Source organism: Alcanivorax limicola, assembly GCF_019931215.1.
Lineage (GTDB): Bacteria > Pseudomonadota > Gammaproteobacteria > Pseudomonadales > Alcanivoracaceae > Isoalcanivorax > Isoalcanivorax limicola.
Window position 1 is genome coordinate 1,053,796 of sequence record NZ_JAIOUB010000001.1, and the last position, 20,002, is coordinate 1,073,797.

The following is a 20,002-nucleotide window of genomic DNA, read 5'->3' on the forward strand; positions in this document are numbered from 1 at the left end:
GATGGCCCTGATCAAGGTCACCTCACCCCATGCCACCGGCCAGCAACGCACCGGCCGGTTGATGCGCGAAGTCATGCTCGCCACCCTGCCCGGGCTGGCGGTGCTGACCTGGCTGTTTGGCTGGGGCTCACTGATCAATGTGATCTGGGCGATGCTGATTGCGCTGGCCAGCGAAGCAGCGGTGCTCAAGGCGCGGGGCAAGGCCGTGGGCTTTTATCTGCGCGACAACAGTGCGCTGGTGACCGCCGTGCTGCTGGCGCTGGCAATACCGCCTTCCGCACCCTGGTGGCTGACACTGATCGGCGTCAGCTTCTCCATTGTGGTAGCCAAGCAGCTCTATGGCGGGCTGGGCATGAATCCCTTCAACCCCGCCATGGCCGGGTACGTGCTGCTGCTGATTTCCTTCCCCATCGAGATGACGCGCTGGTTTGCGCCGGGCGAGGGGCCCGAGTATTTCATGGGCTCGGTGCAGCTGTTCCTGGGGCGGTATGCCGAGACCGTAGACCTGATGACGGGGGCGACGCCGCTGGACAGCTTCCGCACCTGGGCTGGCGACGCTGCGGCGCTGGCCAATGAGCAGATCCTGCATGGCGTCTTCGCCGGGGTCGGCTGGGAATGGGTTAACGTAGCGTTTCTGCTCGGCGGCCTGTACCTGCTGTGGCGCGGTATCATCACCTGGCATATCCCGGCCGGTTTCCTCGGCGGCCTGGCGCTGTGCGCCCTGCCCTTCTGGCTGTATGACCCGGTACGCTTCGCCAGCCCGTTGTTCCATCTGTTCAGCGGTGCCGCCATGTTCGGGGCTTTTTTCATTGCCACCGACCCGGTCTCTGCCGCCACCAGCCGATGGGGCCGGCTGATCTATGCCGCCCTGATCGGCGTGCTGATCTGGGTCATTCGCAGCCTGGGGGGCTACCCTGACGCGGTCGCTTTTGCCGTGCTGTTGCTGAACCTGGCGGCCCCGACCATTGATTACTACACCCAGCCCCGCACCTACGGCCACGACAAAGCCAAACGGAGGACCGGCTGATGCACCAGGCGATCATCCGCAACGCCGTGATCCTCGGCCTGTTTGCCATCGCCACAGCAGCAATGCTGGCGTGGACCAACGACCGCACCCGCGACCGGGTCGCCTGCAACAGGCAGTTCGCGCTGGAAGAATCCCTGCTGGCGGTGATGCCCGCCACGCACGCCGACAACAGCCTGCTGGAAGATCGCATTACCGTCACCGATTCCCGCCTGGGCCGGAGCCGCTACTCCCTGTACCGGGCGCGTCTGGACGGCGCCCCCAGTGGTGCAGTGCTTGAAGCCGCCGCGCCCGATGGCTACGGTGGCAATATCGCCATGCTCATCGGTGTGGACTATGACGGGGTCATTACTGGCGTCAGAATCGTCCCGCCGCATAATGAAACGCCCGGGCTGGGCGACAAGATCGAAACGCGCAAGTCCGACTGGATCCTGAGTTTTGACGGCCGTTCCCTGGCGGACACGCCGCCGAAGGACTGGGCCGTACGTCAGGACGGTGGCGACTTCGACAGCTTCACCGGCGCGACCATTACCCCGCGCGCGGTTGTTGGCGCCGTATATCGAGCTCTGGACTTTTATCAGGCGCAGCGCGACAGTCTCTTCGCTGCAGAATCAGAAGCCGCCCCGGACATGAGCGGCTGCGGGAGCAGGTCATGAGCAGTACCGACACCACCGCCCCGACCGGCATTGACCTTGAGCAGGATACGACGCCTGCCGCGACGCCCACGGCGGACTATGGCGCACTGACCAACAACGGCCTGTGGAAAAACAATCCGGCCACCGTTCAGCTTCTGGGCCTGTGCCCCCTGCTGGCGGTGACCGGCACGGTCGTCAATTCCCTTGGCCTGGGTCTGGCCACCATGGCGGTGCTGATCGCCTCGAATCTCGTCGTATCGCTCATCCGTGATGTCGTCACACCCGCGGTGCGTCTGCCCGCCTTCGTGATGATCATTGCGGCGCTGGTGACGGTCATTGAAATGGTCATGCAGGCGTTTACCTTCGAGCTGTACGAGATCCTCGGCATCTTCATTCCGCTGATCGTCACCAACTGTGCCATCCTCGGGCGCGCTGACGCTTTCGCCTCCAAGAATGCGCCATTGCCAGCGGCGTACGACGGCTTCGTCATGGGGCTGGGCTTTCTGCTGATCCTGGTCTTGCTCGGCGCCATGCGCGAGGCGGTGGGTGAAGGCACGCTGTTTGCCAATATGCACCTGCTGTTCGGCGAGATGGCGCGGGACTGGCAGATCACCCTGGTCGCCGACTACCGGGGCTTCCTGGTGGCGATCCTGCCCCCCGGCGCTTTCATCGGCCTGGGACTGATCATTGCCGGCAAGAACGTGATCGACAAATTCATCCGCGAGCGCGCCCGGCGCCAGCAAGGCCCAGTGATCAAGGGCAACCGCCGCGTCCGCACCACCGGCAGTGTGAACTGACGCTACACCGTTTACGCCGACGCTACCCCAGCGGCTGCTCCACATTGGCGATCAGGCGTGCATCCTCCAGCGCAGCGCTGCGATGCCGCGTTGCGGCCCGGTACTCCGGGTCCGCCAGCATGCTGGCAAACGCGGCCGCCGAGGGGTAGCGCACCAGCAGCACTTCATCCCACTGCTCCCCTTCTGGCGCAATCACTGACGCCTGCGTACGGCCCATCCATACCAGCTGGCCACCGACACCCTGCACCTTCGCCAGCGCCGTTTTTGAATATTCCCCATAGGCCTGACGGCCACTGCGCGCCGGTTCACTGGCATCGCTGTACTGCGCCTGGTCGCGAAAGCGCAGCAGGTTGAGCATGACGAGGGGCGTGTCCTGCGGCAGGCTGGCCAGCAATGCGGGCAGCTGCTTCGGGTCCGGATCAATGGTGGGCATGATGCTCTCCGTTGTGGGTCCACGTATGGGTGCTTGTGTGGATGCGTGGCAGGAATTGTCGAGGCCCCAGTCTTGCCGCCCGCGCCCGTCGGCACAATGACCGGAAATAGCCGGCCCTGACCGGACAGCACTTCCCCGCTTTTTCCACATTTCCGCCCGCTTTACACCACGATTGCCTGTCTTAATCAGCGTATCGAATCCATGCAAGGAGAGACGAGATGGACAAGACCAACCTGATTGCCCTGTCTGCCGCCGGCATCATCGGCCTCTCGGGCGTCGGCTTCGGCGCCTACCAGGCCGGTGCTCGCCAGGCAGACGCGCCCGTCGCGTTCCAGGACGAGACTTTCCATGACGAAACTTTCCACGACAAAAAAGAGCCGATCCACGACAAGGTCGCGGATCAGGCTGTCGAGCCTGTCGCCCCGGCAGCGCCAACCCTGGCCCATGTACTGAACGTCGAGCCCATCAGCCGCAGCTGGCAGGTACCCCGTGAGGACTGCCACGTCGTCGAGGTCCAGCGCCAGGCGCCGATCACCAGCGAACACAACACCGCAGGCACCCTGATCGGCGCTGTCGTCGGCGGCGTGCTGGGCAATCAGGTGGGAGGCGGCAACGGCAAGAAGGTCGCCACCGCCGCGGGCATTCTCGCGGGCGGCTACACCGGCAACCGTATCCAGGACAACCAGCAACGCAGCCGCACCTACACGACCACCGAACTGCAGTGCAGCACCGTCTACGACACCCGCAGCGAGACCACCGGTTATACCGTGACCTACCTGCTGGGCGATGAACGCGGCAGCGTGCGCATGGACCACCGCCCCGGCGACACCCTGCCGGTGCGCGATGGCCAGGTCGTCATTCGCTGAACCCTCCCCGGTGGTCAACCCTCCCGGTGGCGCGTGACCCGGATATTCTGCGCCTGCAGATGCCGGGCCATCGCCACCAGCGCAGGCAAATCCGTGACCACCGCGTCGGGCAGTGACGGATGACGCTGGGTACCGGGAAAGATCTTGTCCAGCCACGCCTGATCCCAGTGGGCGCCATTATAGAAAATCGACGTAACCCCCGCTGCCTTGGCCGCAATCACATCCGTCGTGCTGTCGCCCAGATACCAGCACGCCTCCGACGGCAGCCTCCCCAGGCGTGATAATGCCGTCAGCAACATATCCGGCGCCGGTTTGCGGCGCGGCACATCATTGCCGCACACCATGACATCGAACAGATCCGCCCAACCGCCTTCCTCCACCCGCGCGACTTCCTGTTCCATGAACTCGCGACTGCGATTGGAGATCAGCCCCAGCGCAATGCCCAGCTCCCGCAGCTTCGTCAACTGCACCCGCGCATCCGCCTCCAGCGGCGCCACCTCCCCCACATGCTGGCGATAGGCGCTGTCGAACGCCAGATGCGCGCGCCGCTTGGCGTCCTCGTCATTCCCGAACAGCACCTCAAAGATATCCGTACGCGAAATCTTGCGCGCCGCCACCACCTTCGGATGCAAACGCTGATGGTCTCGCACGTACTTCACCAGCTTCGCATCCTCTACCGTCTTCGACTGCTCCGCCGTCAACAACCGCTCCAGCAACCCCAACTCGCGTAAACGCGGCAACACATCGTCCACCGCGTGATACATGGCATCGTGGGTATTCACCAACGTCGCATGCCAATCAATCAGTATGACGTCCGGCTGCGCATGCGGCAGTGCCAGTATGCTCATCCATCTCTCCCGAATGGCGGATCTCCTACCTCTTCTATCAGCAACCGCTGACAACAGCCAGTCAACCAACGGTCCATACTTGACGGCGCACCTCCGCCCTGAGAAACTACAAAGTAATTACATTATGATCACGTTCGAGTGGGATGACAGCAAAGCCAGCACCAACCAGCGCAAGCACCGCGTCAGCTTCAAGGAAGCCGCCACGGTGTTTGATGATGACACGGGGCTTGTGATCTGCGACCCGGATCACCCTCACGAGGACCGTTTCGTCTTGCTCGGCCTGAGCCGGCGTATGAACCTGCTGGTGGTCTGCCACACCTGGCGCAGCGACGATGTCATCCGGCTGATTTCCGCCCGCCGAGCCAGCCCCGGCGAGGGAAATCAGTATTTCAGTCAGCAGAAGCCCACAGGGGTAATGGATATGCGCAGCGAATACGACTTCAGCAACGCCCGGCCCAGCCCGTACAGCAAGCGCGAGCGCAAGCAGATCACCATCCGCCTGGAAGCCGCGACCATCGATTATTTCAAGACCATGGCCGACGAGATGGGCATGCCCTACCAGAGCCTGATCAACCTGTATCTGCGCGATTGCGCCGAAAAGCAGCGCAAACTTGCCCTGCACTGGCAGAACGAGGACGCGCCACAGGAACAATAAGTCACGGGAACAATAGAAAGATGCGATTCCCCGACCACGCCGCTAGAATGCAGCGAACCCCGAATCGAACCACACCATGAATAAAGCCAAACGCACCGAAATATTTGCCCGCCTGCGCGCCCAACGGCCGAATCCGACGACCGAGCTGCACTACACCAGCCCCTTCGAGCTGCTGATCGCCGTACTGCTCTCTGCCCAGGCTACCGATGTCGGCGTGAACAAGGCCACCGCCCGACTGTTCCCGGCCGCCAATACCCCCGAGGCCATGCTGGCGCTGGGCGTAGACGGCGTGAAAGAACACATCAAGACCATCGGGCTGTTCAATGCCAAAGCCGAGAATGTCATCAAGACCTGCCGCATTCTGGTGGCCGAGCACGGCGGCGAGGTTCCCAGAGCACGCGAAGCACTGGAAGCATTACCGGGCGTCGGCCGCAAGACAGCCAACGTGGTGCTGAACACCGCCTTCGGCGAGCCCACCATTGCCGTGGACACCCATATCTTCCGGGTCTCCAACCGCACACGTATCGCGCCGGGCAAGAATGTACTGGAAGTGGAAAAGCGCCTTGAGCGCGTGATCCCGGATGAATTCAAACTGGACGCCCATCACTGGCTGATCCTGCACGGCCGCTACACCTGCATCGCCCGCAAGCCGAAGTGCGGCAGCTGCATCATCGAGGATCTGTGTGAGCTGCCCATCAGCCAGCGGCCTGACTACTAGCAGGGCAACGCTGCCCGGCAACCAAAACCCAACAATTTCCTTACGGAAAAACCACCCCCTCTCGCGCCAGACTCAACTATCACCTGTATTGGCGGGGAGCGGGACATGGCTGACGATACCCAGAACGAGAACTTTCAATGGATACCGGCACACATGCCGGAAATCTTCGAGGATGTCTTTGCAGAAGGGACAGCGCGGCAGGAAACGCTGGTCATCCATAACGCCCCTCACCACACCTCTGACGCTAACTGAAACGTGCTGTAGCTGCGGGCCTTTCCTGATATTCATCGCAGAGTAGCCGGGAAGTTTTTTTCCTGGTGTTTTTCATTCTGCTTTGTCTGGTGGTTGTGGCCCTCGGGGGGCGGGGATGTATTTTCAGGACACGCCGTAAATACGTCCCTGTAGGCTTGTGTTCGACATCCTTGTCTCACACAGTCCTGAAAATACATCCCCGCCCCCCGAGGGCCGTCACGCACAGCCCAGTTAACAGCTCCCAGCCAACCGGCGGCTTTGTTCCTCCAAAAAGTTGATAAAACCACCGAACTCAGACTCTACTGCCAGCGTTGAGCCGGGGTATGCCCTGGAGGGACCTCTTTGGCCAGGGATGGCCAAAGCGCGAGCGACCAGGGACGGCTTGAGCGGTCCCGGAAGGGCATACCCCGGCTCAACGCGTACTCAATGGAGGGTAACCCACCCAGCCAGAGAGCACGCCACACACCGATTGGCGCTCAACCTTCTCTGTTGGAAAACCTGCCCACCAATCAGAGACAAGCCTTCCTTCAAGGCGCAATAGGCGGATCGTTTTCAGCCACGGGGTCTGCATCGACGATGCCGTTGGTAAAGTCTTCGACCTGCTGAGCCACTTGCTTGACCTCATCAAAGCGCGCGATATGAAACAGCGCCTCGCCTTCATTCACCAATGGCAAATTATCCCGCCCCACCAGAATGCCCGCACAGGGCGAGCGCACTTCGATTTCGTCAGCCGTAAATGGGCTGCTGATGCGCCCCAGAATCTGGTCCTTCTTGATTCGCGCCCCCAGTGCTACCAGAGAACGGAACACCCCGTCACGTTCAGCCCGCACCCAGACAGAGCTGCCAGCCACCGCCGGTTTGACATGATGCCCCGGCACCTTGCGCTCACTGAGCATGCCCAGATGGCGCATGACATTGGTAATGCCACGCACACCCACCCGAATAGAGGTTTCATCAAAACGCAGCGCCTCACCGGCTTCATAGGTGATCACCGGAATATTCTGCGCTTCGGCGACTTCACGCAGCGTGCCATCCCGCAGCACCGAATTGAGGATCAACGGCACACCGAAGGCTTCTGCCATGGCGGCGGTGTCCGGGCTTTCCAGATTGGCGCGGATCTGCGGTTGATTGGAGCGATATACCGCGCCGGTATGCAGATCCACCGCATGAGTGGCGCGGTCCAGAATCTGGGTTTTGAACAGCCAGGCCATCCGTGCGCCGAGGCTGCCGGTTTCGGAGCCCGGGAAACAGCGATTGAGATCGCGACGATCCGGCAGATAGCGGGACTTGTGAATAAAGCCAAAAACGTTGACGACAGGCACGGCTACCAGCGTGCCATGCAGGCGCTTCATGGAGGACATGCGCAATACGCGGCGAATGATTTCGACGCCGTTGAGTTCGTCACCATGAATCGCGGCGCACACCAGCAGCACCGGACCTTTCTGTCGGCCGTGCACGACATGCACCGGAATATTCAGCGGTGTCTGTGTGTACAACTGCGCTGCCGGCATTTCAACGATGGTGCGCTGGCCGGGTGCAACACTGACACCGCCCAGCTCGAACGGAGTAGCGGTCATCCTTTGGTTCCCTTGGTGGCGGTGTGATAGGGCCGCGCTGATTTTTCCAGGAAGCGGATGATCAATCCGGCCACGTCCTTGCCGGTGGCCAGCTCGATGCCCTCCAGGCCTGGTGACGAGTTCACTTCCATGACCAGGGGGCCGTGGTTGGAGCGCAGGATATCCACACCGGCCACGTTCAGGCCCATGATGCGGGCAGCGCGGACGGCGGTGGCGCGTTCTTCCGGAGTGATGCGGATCAGGGCGGCGCTGCCGCCGCGGTGCAGGTTGGAACGGAATTCGCCGTCCTTGGCCTGGCGTTTCATGGCAGCCACGACCTTGCCATCCACCACGAAGCAGCGAATATCGGCCCCGCCCGCTTCCTTGATGTATTCCTGCACCATGATGTTGGCAGACAACCCCATGAACGCCTCGATCACGGACTCGGCGGCCTGGCGGGTTTCCGCCAGCACCACACCGATGCCCTGGGTGCCTTCCAGCAGTTTGATCACCAGCGGGGCGCCGCCCACCATGTTGATCAGATCGGGAATGTCATCCGGCGCATTGGCAAAGCCGGTCACCGGCAGGCCGACGCCCTTGCGTGCCAGCAACTGCAGTGAGCGCAGCTTGTCCCGTGAGCGGGTGATGGCCACGGATTCATTGATCGGAAACACGCCCATCATTTCAAACTGGCGCAGCACAGCAGTGCCGTAGAACGTGATCGAGGCGCCGATTCTCGGAATCACGGCATCGAAGTTTTCCAGCACCTTGCCTTTGAAATGAATCTCGGGCTTGTGTGAGGTCATGCTCATGTAACAGCGCAAGGTGTCCACGACATGCATCTCGTGGCCCGCCGCTTCGCCAGCTTCGACAAGGCGGCGGGTGGAATAGAGTTTCGCATTCCGGGACAGAATCGCGATCTTCATGGTCTGGCTCCATGGGTGCCCAAAAGATATGAGGCCGCAGGGTCAACGCGCAATGCGGTCATGGCGGTGCGTCCGAGCAACATGCGGAATTTCATTGTATCGCGATCCGTCAGCGTGATGTCGATGGGCCAGCGTTGTTCGCCCATCTCGATATCGGTGCGAATGACGACCCGTTCTTCGCGATGGCCGCCGGAATCTGTCACCTGACGGCGATCAAGCACGGGGCAGATACACTCCCGCTCGAAATCATTGTCACCCTGAATCGGATGAATGCGGAATTTCACCCACTCCTGATCGCCCTGCATGAATGTCGTCACTTCGAAGGCATGCAGCGCCGAGGTGCGGGCGCCGGTATCCACCTTGACCTTGATGGCGTCAATGCCGAGCGCAGGCAGCCTCGCCCATTCACGCCAGCCCACTGTTCTTTTCTCTGTCATGGTGTGTTTGTCATCGTGTTGTCGGCATCCTGTGTGGCCGCCGGATTCTGGCGTTCATCATGACACTTGCAGCTATGCTACGTCTGTTGCGATAACAACATATTACTGGCGTCGGAGCGAGCACGAAAACCTGTCGCGGGGCATCAAAAGCATGCCCGGCAGGATGCCGGGCATGGGCAGGAAAGGATCGGGACACGGATGGCGCAATGGTAAAAAACTGTTGCCTCAGGAGAGCTTGCGCCCTGCCCGTGCAGCAATGCGCAAACGCAGCGCGTTGAGCTTGATGAAGCCCTCCGCGTCCTTCTGGTTGTAGGCGCCGGCGTCGTCATCAAAGGTAGCGATGCTGGCATCAAACAGGCTGTCTTCCGAGCGACGGCCCACCAGAATCACATTGCCTTTGTAGAGCTTGAGGCGCACTTCACCGTTGACGCACTCCTGGGTGGCATCAATCAGCTTCTGCATTGCCAGGCGCTCCGGGGACCACCAGTAACCGTTGTAGATCAGCTCGGCATACTTGGGCATCAGGCTGTCTTTAAGGTGCGCGGATTCGCGATCCAGCGTGAGCGACTCGATGGCGCGGTGGCCGCGCAGCATGATGGTGCCGCCGGGGGTTTCATAACAGCCCCGTGATTTCATGCCCACGTAACGGTTCTCGACGATATCCAGCCGCCCGATGCCGTGCTTGCCGCCCAGGCGGTTGAGTTCTGCGAGCACCTCAGCCGGGCTCATGGCCTGGCCATTAACGGCAACAATGTCACCGGCCGCATAGGTCAGGTCCAGATACTCGGCCTCATTCGGTGCCGCTTCGGGGCTGACGGTCCAGCGCCACATGTCTTCTTCAGCTTCCGCCCAAGGATCTTCCAGAATGCCGCCTTCGTAGGAAATATGCAGCAGGTTGGCATCCATGGAGTACGGCGATTTGGTGCCGGCTTTCTTGAAGTCCACGGGAATCTCGTGCTCGGCCGCATAGGCCATCAGGCGATCACGGCTGTTGAGATCCCATTCGCGCCAGGGAGCAATCACCTTGATGCCCGGTGTCAGGGCGTAGGCGCCCAGCTCGAAGCGCACCTGGTCGTTGCCTTTGCCGGTGGCGCCATGGGATACCGCATCGGCGCCGGTGGCTTCCGCGATTTCTACCAGACGTTTGGCAATCAGCGGGCGGGCAATGGACGTGCCCAGCAGGTATTCACCTTCGTAAATGGTGTTGGCACGGAACATCGGGTAAACGTAGTCGCGCGCAAACTCTTCACGCAGGTCTTCGATGTAGATTTCCTTGATGCCCATGGCCTCGGCCTTGGCACGTGCCGGCTCGACTTCCTCGCCCTGGCCGATATCAGCGGTAAAGGTGACGACTTCGCAGTTGTAGGTCTGCTGCAGCCATTTGGCGATTACCGAGGTATCCAGACCTCCGGAATAAGCCAGTACAACCTTCTTGATATCCGACATGGGGACTCCATCTGCTAGGGCGCTTAACGCAAGGCATTCAATGTGTCTGCGCGGGTCAGGGACTCAGGGCCATGGGCCGCGCAGGGCGCATATTGTACCTGCCCTGATGCGCCGCGGAAACGCTCCTGCCAAGGAGAATCGGCTGTCGGGGTGAAAAGCCGGCATCGCGCCTGTCGCTGGCCGGTTGAATCCGGTAGCATGCGCCCCTTGGTAGATGGAGTCCCCATGTCTGAATCTCGCTCTTCAATGGCGCTGCGCTTCCGCGGTTTCCTGCCCGTGGTGGTAGACGTGGAGACTGGCGGTTTCAACGCCAATACCGATGCCCTGCTGGAAGTGGCGGCGGTGACGCTGGAGATGGACCACGAAGGCTTGCTGCGGCCAGCCGAGCGTGTGCACTACCATGTGGACCCGTTTGACGGCGCCAACCTGGAGCAGGCGGCGCTGGATTTCACCGGTATCGACCCGCACAACCCGCTGCGGGGTGCGGTGCCGGAAGAAATGGCTCTGCGCGGGGTTTTCGAGGCCGTGCGCAAATCGGTCAAGGCAAACCACTGCAAGCGCGCGATTCTGGTCGGCCACAACGCTTTCTTCGATCACGATTTCATGAAGGCGGCCGTGCTGCGCACAGACCTCAAGCGCGACCCGTTCCACCCGTTTTCCTGCTTTGATACCGCCACCATGGCCGGGCTGGTCTTCGGCCAGACCGTGCTGGCGAAGGCCTGCGAGATGGCCGGCATCCCGTTCAACCAGAACGAAGCCCACTCGGCTCTGTATGACGCCACCCGCACTGCAGAACTGTTCTGCACCATGGTCAACCGCTGGCGCGGCATGGGCGGCTGGCCGCCGCCACCGCCCTCAGAAATGCCCCCGACGCTGGCCCGCAAGACCAGCGACTTCTGAATCCCCGCATCTCGATGCGGCGAAACAAAATTCAGCGAGAGCCGGGCTCCGGCACCGGATCGGCATGGGTAGCCTTGACCGGGTCGGCATGAATAATCACCTCGGAACCGGGTAAGGCCGCCCGGATCGCATCCCCCACCTCGACGACCCGCGCATGCGCTTGCTCCAGCGGTTGCGTGCCATCCAGCTCCACATGCACCTGAATGAAACGGGTGCGCCCGGATTGCCGGGTCCGCAGGTCATGAAATCCCAACACGCCCGGCTGGGCAGCAATCACAGCCGTAATCTGCTGACGCTCGGCATCATCCAACTCGCGATCCAGTAGCAGCTGCACCGATTGATAGCCGATCTGCCAGGCGGCATACAGGATATATCCCCCTATCAGCAACGCCACCACGGCATCCACCCGCAGGTAACCGAAATGCGCTGCCACGATGGCGCCGATGATGGCCAGATTCATGGCCAGGTCCGAAACATAATGCAGCGCATCACCGGCGATAGCGGTGGAGCCTGTACGCCGCACCACATGGCGCTGATAACGCACCAGCAGGATCGTCAGCACCACCGACAGCCCCATCACTGCCAGCGCGATACCGGTGGCCGACACCGGGGTCGGGTTCAGCACTCGGCTGACACCTTCATACAGCAGAAACAGCCCTGACAGGGTAATGAAAGTAGCCTGCCCCAACCCGGCCAGGGCTTCCGCCTTGCCATGGCCGAAACGGTGCTCGGCATCCGCCGGCACCAGCGAGTAGCGCACGGCCAGCAGCGTCACCAGTGAGGCACTGCCATCCATGATGGAATCCAGCAACGACGCCAGCAGCGCCACGGAACCGCTCAACCACCAGGCGATGGCCTTGCTGACAATCAGGATCAGGGCAACGGAGACCGAAGCAAGTGTGGCACGGCGCAGCAGCGACGCGGCCTGCTCCGGGGTGCATGGGGCGGCCATAGCCCTCAGGACCGTCGCGGCAGGAGGCCGAGGGGGTCAACAGGCGCCCCGTCTCGACGGATTTCAAAATGCAGCTGGGTACGGAACGTGCCGGTGGCCCCCATGGTGGCGATGCGCTGCCCGGCGTCGACCTTGTCGCCTTCCCGCACTAGCATGTCGTCGTTGTGCGCATAGGCCGACAGCCAGCGATCATTGTGTTTGACGATCAGCAGATTGCCGTAACCGGTCAGGCCATTACCGCGATAGACCACCACGCCGCTGGCGGCGGCCACCACCGGATCGCCGCTGCTACCGGCAATGCGAATCCCGCTCTGTCCGGCCTGCTGGGCCGCAAAGCGGGACAGCAACTCCCCGGTCGCCGGCCAGCGCCAGTTCACATCACCGGTCCCTGCCACAGACGGTGTGCTCTGGCGCGGTGGTGGCTGTTGGCGTGCAGGCGCACTGGTCGACGGCGCACTGGTCGCAGGCGGTCTGGCCGATGGTGTGGAGGAGGATGCAGGCGGCGTCTGCCGTGCCGGCGGCGCTGACGGCTGTGGTGCGGCGGCTGTAGTACGGCGATCCAGGCGGATTTCCTGCCCGGGACGAATGGTAAAGGGGGCTGCGATATTGTTGGCGGCCGCCAGCTCGCGATAATCCCAGCCGTAGCGCCAGGCAATGGAAAACAGCGTATCCCCGCGCACGACCGTGTGGGTGCCCCGGGTGACCTGGGCCGGACGACTGCTCATGGTGCCGGTGCCAGCGCGGGCGCCGCCCGCATCATATTCCACCACCGGCGCATTATTGGCAGCGCAGCCCCCGGATAGCAGAGCCAGCGTCACCACCCCGGACAACAGCCGCACCACGCCAGCACCTGCACGCCGCTGACGGCAACGGCCCGCAGCCAACGGCGCAGCCTGGTCTCTGTGATGGTGCCCGCGTTGCCGGAATCTCAAGGCGTCCTGGTCCCTACTGCCGGATTCGCCTCATTATGCCTGCCGTAACGGGAAACTAGCCAGACCAGGCATACGCCGCCCAGCAGCCCCAACAGTGCGGCGGGCACCATGGCGGGCAACCCGGTCACCTCGGTGTATCGGGCAGGCAGCACGGTCAGTTCCAGCGTTGCACCGGGCTCTGCGGGGATACGCCAGGGCCACAGGCGCACCAGCGAGCCCGCCATAAAACCGGCCAGCAACGCCATCACTGCATCGTTGAAGCGCTGCAACGCCCATCGTAAAAGATGGACAAATGCCAGCAGCCCCGTCGCGCAGCCGGCGGCAAACGCGGCCAGCAGCACCAGATCCCCATCGCTGACAGCGGCCAGCACCGGCGCGTACATGCCCAGCAGCAGCAGAATGAAGCTGCCGGAAATGCCTGGCAGAATCATGGCAGTGATAGCGATGGCACCGGAAACGAAGAAAATCAGCGGGGTCAGACCAAAACTGTCGAGCCCCGGCCGCGTGCTCACCCAGGCCGCTATCAACACACCAAGCAGTGTCATCAACCAGGCCAGCACACCGAAAGCACGCAGGGAGCGCAACACCAGCAGGATGCTGGCAATAATCAGGCCGCAGAAAAATGCCCACAGCGGCACCGGGTAATGGGCCATCACCCAGAGGATGCCCCGCGCCAGCAGCACAATGCTGGTGAGCATGCCGGCCAGCAGCACGAGCAGAAAAGACAGATTGCCTGCGCGCCAGGCTGCCGCCAGTCCGTCGCGGCGCCAGATGCCGATCAGACGCGGGCTCAGCCCCGCCAGTGTGTTGATCAGCTCGGCATAAATGCCGGTGATCAACGCCATGGTGCCACCGGACACACCGGGCACCACATCGGCTGCGCCCATCGCCAGGCCACGCAGATAAATACCGGGCCAACGCCTCATATCACTCTTGTTCCCGTTGCTACTTCAGAATGCCACGCTGAAACGGCACAAAGCGCACCGCATCGAGACGCGTGGTCCGGAACGTATCACCCTCACGATCCACCACGGTCAGCCATTGCTGGTCCAGTTCACCCACCGGCATCACCAGTCGACCACCGTCTGCCAGTTGCGCCAGCAATTCCTGTGGAATGTCCGGCCGCCCGCACGCCGCCAGGATGCCGTCGAATGGCGCTTCGGCGGCCCAGCCCATGCCACCATCCGCATGGCGCAGCTGCACCCGGGCCATGCCCAGCGACATCAGTCGCTTGCGCGCCTGATCCTGCAGCGGCCGAATGCGCTCCACCGAGTACACTTCCTCGCACAGGGCCGCCAGAATGGCCGTCTGGTAACCGCTGCCGGTGCCCACCTCCAGCACGCGCCGGGGCACGCCTGGCGCAATCAGCAACTCGGTCATGCGCGCCACCACCCAGGGCTGGGAGATGGTCTGCCCATGACCGATAGGCAAAGCGGTATCGTCGTAGGCCTGGTGTGCCAGCGCCTCCTCGATAAACAGATGCCGCGGCGTGCTACGGATCAGGTCCAGCACCCGCACATCCTCAATGCCTTTTTCGCGCAGGCGGCTGACCAGCCGCTCGCGGGTCCGTGCCGAGGTCATGCCTATTCCGGAACGATTCACTTCCGTCACATTTGCCCCCACCCTTCGCTATCCCCTGTATTAAACCCCTGGTATTAAACCCCTGGTATGAGCCCCTCTATAAGCCCCTGTATAAGCCGCTGTATCAGCCCCGGTGCTCCCCATGCGCTGCGTTCCCTTACGGTGATACTTGTGCGCGGGTATCCACCACTTCTGCCAGCACCGTCGTCGCGAACGCGCCAGCGGGCAGCGTCATGTCCAGTACCAGATACGGGGCGCTATCCTGCGCCTGCTGCGAAAGCTGCCACGTCATCGCCGCCACCGGCAACCGCGTTGCCCGCCGTGCCGCGTCCACGCCAGCGGCGGCCAGCGCGTCGATCAAGGCGCCATGCGGTGCCAGCACCGCCGTTTCCAGCGCGGCACAAGCGCCTGATGATGCCATGCCACCCGCACCGGGCATAGGCGCGGTGGGGTGAACCTCCCCCGCAGCAGCGCGCGCCTGGGCCTCCGGCTCATCATCGGCAAGAAATAACCCGCGCCGGCCATCCGGTTGCAGGATGTCGCCGGGCAACACGCGCTGCCAGCAGTCTTCCTGCACCCGCCGTGCCAACACCTGATTGAACAGCTCGCTGCGCGCCGCAGACAACCACATGCTGCGCAGGGCCTGCTTGCGCGGGGCGTCCCCGGTGCCCAGCAGCCAATCCCGGGCGCGGCTGAAATTATCGCCGTGGCGACCGAAACGCTGCTCACCGAAGTAGTTCGGCACGCCCTCACGCGCCACCGCCGCCAGGCGCGCTTCCAGCGCGGCGAGATCACCGCCGATATCACGAATCACCAGAGAAAAACGATTGCCCCGGTGCGTACCCCGGTTCAGTTTGCGGCTGTGGCGTCGGGCCGCCAGCAAGGTCAGGCCGTCACCAATAGGAACGCCGTCACCGATGGACACGCTGTCAGAAAGAGTCACGCCGTCCTGGTCCGTTGGGCTATCTTGCAACGCTTCGGTAAACGCCGGGTCCGGCTTGCCCGGCAAATGCAGGCTGAACCACTGCTCGGTCACAGCAACGCGATCCTTGAGGCCACTGAAACCGACTGCCCGCAACGGCAGCTTTGCCAGGCGTGCCAGATCGAGCGCCACATCCGTGGTGTTACGTTCCCGTTTGCGGATCTTCAGCCACAGGTGCTCGCCGGTGCCGTCCGGCTCGACGCCCATCTCCTCAAAGACGCGAAAATCTTCCGGGCTGCTGCGCAGACGGCCGGTGGCAGGCGCGCCGCCGTGGGCGCGGGGCAGCTCACTTGCAGGTTGGTCACTCATGAACAGCTCCCTGAACGAGCAACACCACCGCGGTCACCGCAATACCCTCCTCCCGGCCAGTGAAACCCAACCGTTCCGTGGTCGTGGCCTTCACTGAAATGGCGTCCGGCCCACAGTCCAGCAGTTTGGCAATCCGCTCTCGCATGGCGGGAATATGCGGTGCCATCTTCGGTCGCTGGGCGATCAGGGTGATGTCGGCATTACCCAACCGATACCCGCGCGCCGTGATCTGCTGATACACCTCGCGCAACAGTTGCGCCGAATCCGCACCGGCCCATTCGGCATCGGTGTCCGGGAAAAAATGACCGATATCGCCCAATGCCAACGCACCCAGCAATGCATCACACAGCGCGTGCAAGGCTACGTCGCCATCGGAATGCGCCACCAGCCCCTGGTCGTGGGCAATGCGCACCCCGCCCAGCATGACATGGTCACCGGGCCCGAAGGCGTGCACGTCGAAACCCTGGCCAATACGTATGCTCATGCTGCGCTCCCGGGGTCTCGCTGTTGTTGCCGCAAATAAAACCCGGCGAGTGCGAGATCTGCGGGCCAGGTGACCTTGATATTGTCCGCTTGCCCGACGACCAGCGCCGGGCGCCAGCCCAGTGCTTCCATGGCGGAGGCTTCATCGGTGATCTCGCCGGCGTCTTTCGCTGCGTTTGCCAGCGCTTTTTCCAGCGCGCTGCGCAAAGCGCCAATCGGAAACAATTGCGGTGTGAGCGCCCGCCAGATCTGCGCACGAGGCAAGGTGGCGCTGATCACGGCGTCTCCGGTTTCCGGCGATTGCTTGACAGTGTCCGCCACCGGCAGAGCGAGGATGGCGCCCTCGTCCGTGCATGCCGCCAGCAGTTTGTGAATATCCGAGACGCGCAGGCAGGGCCGCGCCATGTCATGCACCAGCACCCAGTCACTGTCGCTGGCCCATTGTCCCAATGCCTGCAGGCCGTTGAGCACGGACTGTGCGCGCAGCGCGCCGCCCGCCGCCGTGCTGACACGCCGATGGCTGGCCACCGGCAACGCCGACCACCAGTGATCGTCCTCCCCCACAGCCACCACAATGCGTTCGATACGGGCACAGGCCAGCAGCCGGGCAAGCGTATGCTCGGCCAGCGTCATGCCATGCAGGGAAAGATATTGTTTGGGTAACGGCGCACCCATGCGAGTGCCGCTGCCGCCGGCGGGGACCAAGGCAAAGACGCGCACCTCAGCGGGAATCGGCATTGCGTTCCCCGGCCCTGTTGCGCTGTTCGTTACGGTCGGCATCCAGCACGCGGTAAAAGGTTTCGCCTTCGCGAATCATACCGAGATCACGCCGGGCAATCTCCTCGATCTTGTCGAGGCCGGACTTGAGGTCTTCCACGTCGGCAACCATCAGCCGGTTGCGATCCGCCAGCACGGCGTTTTCTGCTTCCAGCTCACTCACCTGCTTGCGCAGGCTCGCGACATGCCGAAGGCTGCCTTCGCCAAACCAGAGGCGCGCCTGCAATGCCAGGATGGCCAGCAGCATGCTGGCTATCAGGATAGTGCCGGCGCGACGACTCATGACAACTCAACGGCTCCCGGGCTCACAGGAACCGGAATTCCTTGCGGCCATGATAGGCGGTGCGCCCCAGCTCTTCCTCGATGCGGATCAGACGGTTGTACTTGGCCACCCGATCACTGCGGCACAGGGAGCCGGTCTTGATCTGCCCGGCTGCCGTCGCCACCGCCAGATCGGCAATAGTGGTATCGGCCGTTTCACCGGAGCGGTGGGAAATCACTGCGGTATAACCCGCATCCTTGGCCATCTTGATGGCATTGAGGGTTTCGGTCAGCGAGCCGATCTGGTTGAACTTGATCAGAATGGAATTGGCAATTTTCTCGTCAATGCCGCGCTGCAGAATTTCGGTGTTGGTCACGAACAGGTCATCCCCCACCAGCTGCACCTTGTCGCCCAGGCGATCGGTGAGGACTTTCCAGCCCGCCCAGTCGCTCTCGTGCAGACCGTCTTCGATGGAAATGATCGGGTAACGCCCACACAGCTCGGCCAGGTAATCGACAAACTGCTCGGCACTCAGGCTGCGGTTTTCACCGGCCAACACATACTGGCCATCGCGATAGAATTCGGACGCCGCGCAGTCCAGGGCCAGGGTGATCTCGTCGCCCAGTTTGAAGCCCGCCAGATCAACCGCTTCAACAATCGCCTCCAGCGCCGCTTCATTGGACGGCAGATCGGGGGCGAAGCCGCCTTCGTCACCGACGGCGGTGTTCAGCCCGCGCTTTTTCAGCACGCTTTTGAGGGAATGGAAAATTTCGGCGCCGTAGCGAATGGCTTCGGCGATGGTGGGCGCACCCACCGGCTGGATCATGAATTCCTGGATGTCGACGTTGTTGTCCGCATGCTCGCCGCCGTTGATGATGTTCATCATCGGCACCGGCAGGCTGTAGGCATTGTCGTCATCCTGCAGATCTGAAATATGTTCGTACAGCGGCTTCTTCAATTCGGTAGCGGCTGCCTTGGCACTGGCCAGAGACACCGCCAGAATGGCGTTGGCGCCCAGACGACCCTTGTTGTCGGTGCCGTCGAGATCGATCATCGCCTGATCCAGCGCGCGCTGCTCGGTCACATCGCGGCCCAGCAATAACTCGCGAATTTCTGAATTGACGTTGCCCACGGCGCGGGTCACCCCTTTGCCCATGTAGCGTGTCTTGTCGCCATCACGCAATTCCAGCGCTTCCCGGGACCCGGTGGAGGCACCGCTGGGGGCGCAGGCGGAGCCCATCACGCCGGATTCCAGCACCACGTCGGCTTCAATGGTGGGGTTGCCTCGGGAGTCGAGAATCTCGCGGGCTTTTACGTCAACAATCCTGGTCATGACTCTGTTCTCCGGTTTAGCGGTTATCTGTTCAACGGCTTTCAATTCAACGATTGTCGAAAGCAGGCAGCGATTTCACCAGATCATCCACTGCTTTCATCTGTTCAAGGAAGGGCTCAAGACGGTCCAGGCGCAAGGCGCAGGGGCCGTCACACAGGGCGCGATCCGGATCGGGGTGGGCTTCGAGGAACAGCCCGGCCAATCCCTGGGTCATGCCGGCGCGGCCAAGATCAGCGACCTGCTGCCGGCGACCGTCGGCCGAATCTGAACGCGCGCCCGGCATTTGCAAGGCGTGGGTCACATCAAACAGCAGCGGATAACCGAACTGCTTCATGACACCGAAGCCGAGCATATCCACCACCAGATTGTTGTAACCGAAACTGCTGCCGCGTTCGCACAGCATCAGCTGGCTGTTTCCGGCTTCTTCGCACTTGTGCAGGATGTGCCGCATTTCCTGCGGCGCCAGAAACTGCGGCTTCTTGATATTGATCATGCGTCCGGTCGCGGCCATGGCCACCACCAGATCAGTCTGCCGTGCCAGAAAGGCTGGCAGCTGCAACACATCAATCACCTCGGCCGCAGGCGCTGCCTGGGCCGGTTCATGAATATCGGTAATCAGAGGGCAACCAAACGTGTGCTTGATCTCTTCGAAAATCCGCAGCCCTTCTTCCAGCCCCGGACCACGAAACGAGGTCAACGAGGAACGGTTGGCCTTGTCGAAGGACGCCTTGAATACCCAGGGAATGCCCAGGCGCTGCGTGACACTGGCGTAGTGCTCGGCAACCTGCAGGGCCAGGTCCCGGGACTCCAGCACATTCATGCCGCCAAACAGCACGAACGGATGCTGATTGCCAACAGGAATGGTGCCCAGCTGCAGCGTTTTTTGCGCTACTGGCGC

24 protein-coding genes are annotated in these 20,002 nt (G+C 62.4%); 8 read left to right on the forward strand and 16 right to left on the reverse strand.

Translation table 11 applies throughout. From position 1 onward, the window contains the following. Window position 1 precedes the first annotated feature (1 nt). Genes rsxD through K8B33_RS04630 form a run of 3 tightly spaced genes read left to right on the forward strand, consistent with a single transcriptional unit; the run spans window position 2 to window position 2,456 of the window. Window positions 2-1,027: an electron transport complex subunit RsxD gene (gene rsxD / locus K8B33_RS04620; protein WP_223423840.1), complete on the forward strand. Its 1,026-nt coding sequence runs from the start codon at window positions 2-4 to the stop codon at window positions 1,025-1,027. Further along, window positions 1,027-1,680: an electron transport complex subunit RsxG gene (gene rsxG / locus K8B33_RS04625; RefSeq protein WP_223423842.1), complete on the forward strand. Its 654-nt coding sequence runs from the start codon at window positions 1,027-1,029 to the stop codon at window positions 1,678-1,680. The genes rsxD and rsxG overlap by 1 nt, the downstream gene beginning before the upstream one ends. Then, window positions 1,677-2,456 carry an electron transport complex subunit E gene (locus K8B33_RS04630; protein ID WP_223423845.1) on the forward strand — a complete coding sequence of 260 codons (780 nt, stop codon included), beginning with the start codon at window positions 1,677-1,679 and terminating at the stop codon, window positions 2,454-2,456. Before rsxG ends, K8B33_RS04630 begins: the two co-directional genes overlap by 4 nt. 22 nt (window positions 2,457-2,478) lie before the next feature. Here K8B33_RS04630 and K8B33_RS04635 read toward each other — a convergent pair whose 3' ends face one another. Continuing rightward, window positions 2,479-2,889 carry a DUF1330 domain-containing protein gene (locus tag K8B33_RS04635; protein WP_223423847.1) on the reverse strand — a complete coding sequence of 137 codons (411 nt, stop codon included), beginning with the start codon at window positions 2,887-2,889 and terminating at the stop codon, window positions 2,479-2,481. Between the two features lie 218 nt (window positions 2,890-3,107). Between K8B33_RS04635 and K8B33_RS04640 the strand changes: the two genes are divergently transcribed. Beyond that, window positions 3,108-3,755: a glycine zipper 2TM domain-containing protein gene (locus K8B33_RS04640; protein ID WP_223423849.1), complete on the forward strand. Its 648-nt coding sequence runs from the start codon at window positions 3,108-3,110 to the stop codon at window positions 3,753-3,755. 14 nt (window positions 3,756-3,769) lie between these two features. On the opposite strand, the gene K8B33_RS04645 is transcribed toward K8B33_RS04640, so the two are convergent. Next, window positions 3,770-4,603, reverse strand: coding sequence for an HAD family hydrolase (locus K8B33_RS04645; RefSeq protein ID WP_223423850.1), 834 nt, complete (start codon window positions 4,601-4,603; stop codon window positions 3,770-3,772). 124 nt (window positions 4,604-4,727) lie between these two features. Here K8B33_RS04645 and K8B33_RS04650 point away from each other — a divergent pair, with 124 nt between their 5' ends. From K8B33_RS04650 to K8B33_RS04660, 3 genes are all read left to right on the forward strand, one after another. Then, the gene (locus tag K8B33_RS04650; RefSeq protein WP_223423853.1) at window positions 4,728-5,258 is read left to right on the forward strand and encodes a BrnT family toxin; all 531 of its coding nucleotides are present in this window, start codon (window positions 4,728-4,730) and stop codon (window positions 5,256-5,258) included. A 76-nt stretch (window positions 5,259-5,334) separates the two neighbouring features. Further along, entirely contained in the window at window positions 5,335-5,976 is a 642-nt protein-coding gene (gene nth / locus K8B33_RS04655) for an endonuclease III (RefSeq protein WP_223423854.1), read from the forward strand. 105 nt (window positions 5,977-6,081) lie between these two features. Further along, window positions 6,082-6,228, forward strand: coding sequence for a hypothetical protein (locus tag K8B33_RS04660; RefSeq protein WP_223423856.1), 147 nt, complete (start codon window positions 6,082-6,084; stop codon window positions 6,226-6,228). A gap of 527 nt (window positions 6,229-6,755) precedes the next feature. On the opposite strand, the gene K8B33_RS04665 is transcribed toward K8B33_RS04660, so the two are convergent. The 4 genes from K8B33_RS04665 to K8B33_RS04680 all read right to left on the reverse strand — a co-directional run bounded on the left by K8B33_RS04665 (window position 6,756) and on the right by K8B33_RS04680 (window position 10,593). Further along, entirely contained in the window at window positions 6,756-7,805 is a 1,050-nt protein-coding gene (locus K8B33_RS04665) for a succinylglutamate desuccinylase/aspartoacylase family protein (protein ID WP_223423858.1), read from the reverse strand. Then, complete coding sequence (gene rimK / locus K8B33_RS04670) at window positions 7,802-8,710, reverse strand: 30S ribosomal protein S6--L-glutamate ligase (RefSeq protein WP_223423860.1); 909 nt, start codon at window positions 8,708-8,710, stop codon at window positions 7,802-7,804. The genes K8B33_RS04665 and rimK overlap by 4 nt, the downstream gene beginning before the upstream one ends. Next, window positions 8,707-9,147 carry an ATP-dependent zinc protease family protein gene (locus K8B33_RS04675; RefSeq protein WP_223423863.1) on the reverse strand — a complete coding sequence of 147 codons (441 nt, stop codon included), beginning with the start codon at window positions 9,145-9,147 and terminating at the stop codon, window positions 8,707-8,709. Before K8B33_RS04675 ends, rimK begins: the two co-directional genes overlap by 4 nt. Window positions 9,148-9,372: 225 nt before the next feature. Beyond that, window positions 9,373-10,593, reverse strand: coding sequence for an argininosuccinate synthase (locus tag K8B33_RS04680; RefSeq protein ID WP_223423865.1), 1,221 nt, complete (start codon window positions 10,591-10,593; stop codon window positions 9,373-9,375). Window positions 10,594-10,818: 225 nt separating this feature from the next. Between K8B33_RS04680 and rnt the strand changes: the two genes are divergently transcribed. Continuing rightward, a complete protein-coding gene (gene rnt / locus K8B33_RS04685; protein ID WP_223423868.1) occupies window positions 10,819-11,493 on the forward strand; it encodes a ribonuclease T in 675 nt (224 codons plus the stop codon). A gap of 31 nt (window positions 11,494-11,524) precedes the next feature. On the opposite strand, the gene K8B33_RS04690 is transcribed toward rnt, so the two are convergent. The 10 genes from K8B33_RS04690 to kdsA all read right to left on the reverse strand — a co-directional run bounded on the left by K8B33_RS04690 (window position 11,525) and on the right by kdsA (window position 19,981). Then, window positions 11,525-12,445 carry a cation diffusion facilitator family transporter gene (locus K8B33_RS04690; protein ID WP_223423870.1) on the reverse strand — a complete coding sequence of 307 codons (921 nt, stop codon included), beginning with the start codon at window positions 12,443-12,445 and terminating at the stop codon, window positions 11,525-11,527. Window positions 12,446-12,450: 5 nt separating this feature from the next. Then, window positions 12,451-13,377, reverse strand: a complete 927-nt coding sequence (locus tag K8B33_RS04695) for a peptidoglycan DD-metalloendopeptidase family protein (protein WP_223423872.1) — start codon at window positions 13,375-13,377, stop codon at window positions 12,451-12,453. After that, a complete protein-coding gene (locus K8B33_RS04700) occupies window positions 13,374-14,303 on the reverse strand; it encodes a DUF368 domain-containing protein (RefSeq protein ID WP_223423874.1) in 930 nt (309 codons plus the stop codon). Before K8B33_RS04700 ends, K8B33_RS04695 begins: the two co-directional genes overlap by 4 nt. A gap of 19 nt (window positions 14,304-14,322) precedes the next feature. Then, complete coding sequence (locus K8B33_RS04705) at window positions 14,323-14,958, reverse strand: protein-L-isoaspartate(D-aspartate) O-methyltransferase (RefSeq protein WP_223423876.1); 636 nt, start codon at window positions 14,956-14,958, stop codon at window positions 14,323-14,325. A 157-nt stretch (window positions 14,959-15,115) separates the two neighbouring features. Next, complete coding sequence (gene truD, locus K8B33_RS04710; protein ID WP_223423879.1) at window positions 15,116-16,249, reverse strand: tRNA pseudouridine(13) synthase TruD; 1,134 nt, start codon at window positions 16,247-16,249, stop codon at window positions 15,116-15,118. Further along, window positions 16,242-16,733, reverse strand: coding sequence for a 2-C-methyl-D-erythritol 2,4-cyclodiphosphate synthase (gene ispF / locus K8B33_RS04715; RefSeq protein ID WP_223423881.1), 492 nt, complete (start codon window positions 16,731-16,733; stop codon window positions 16,242-16,244). Before ispF ends, truD begins: the two co-directional genes overlap by 8 nt. Beyond that, window positions 16,730-17,470 carry a 2-C-methyl-D-erythritol 4-phosphate cytidylyltransferase gene (gene ispD, locus K8B33_RS04720; RefSeq protein ID WP_223423883.1) on the reverse strand — a complete coding sequence of 247 codons (741 nt, stop codon included), beginning with the start codon at window positions 17,468-17,470 and terminating at the stop codon, window positions 16,730-16,732. Before ispD ends, ispF begins: the two co-directional genes overlap by 4 nt. Continuing rightward, entirely contained in the window at window positions 17,454-17,792 is a 339-nt protein-coding gene (locus K8B33_RS04725) for an FtsB family cell division protein (protein WP_223423885.1), read from the reverse strand. The genes ispD and K8B33_RS04725 overlap by 17 nt, the downstream gene beginning before the upstream one ends. A gap of 22 nt (window positions 17,793-17,814) precedes the next feature. Continuing rightward, window positions 17,815-19,104 carry a phosphopyruvate hydratase gene (eno, locus tag K8B33_RS04730; protein WP_223423888.1) on the reverse strand — a complete coding sequence of 430 codons (1,290 nt, stop codon included), beginning with the start codon at window positions 19,102-19,104 and terminating at the stop codon, window positions 17,815-17,817. Window positions 19,105-19,150: 46 nt separating this feature from the next. Beyond that, window positions 19,151-19,981: a 3-deoxy-8-phosphooctulonate synthase gene (kdsA, locus tag K8B33_RS04735; RefSeq protein WP_263284560.1), complete on the reverse strand. Its 831-nt coding sequence runs from the start codon at window positions 19,979-19,981 to the stop codon at window positions 19,151-19,153. Window positions 19,982-20,002 lie beyond the last annotated feature (21 nt).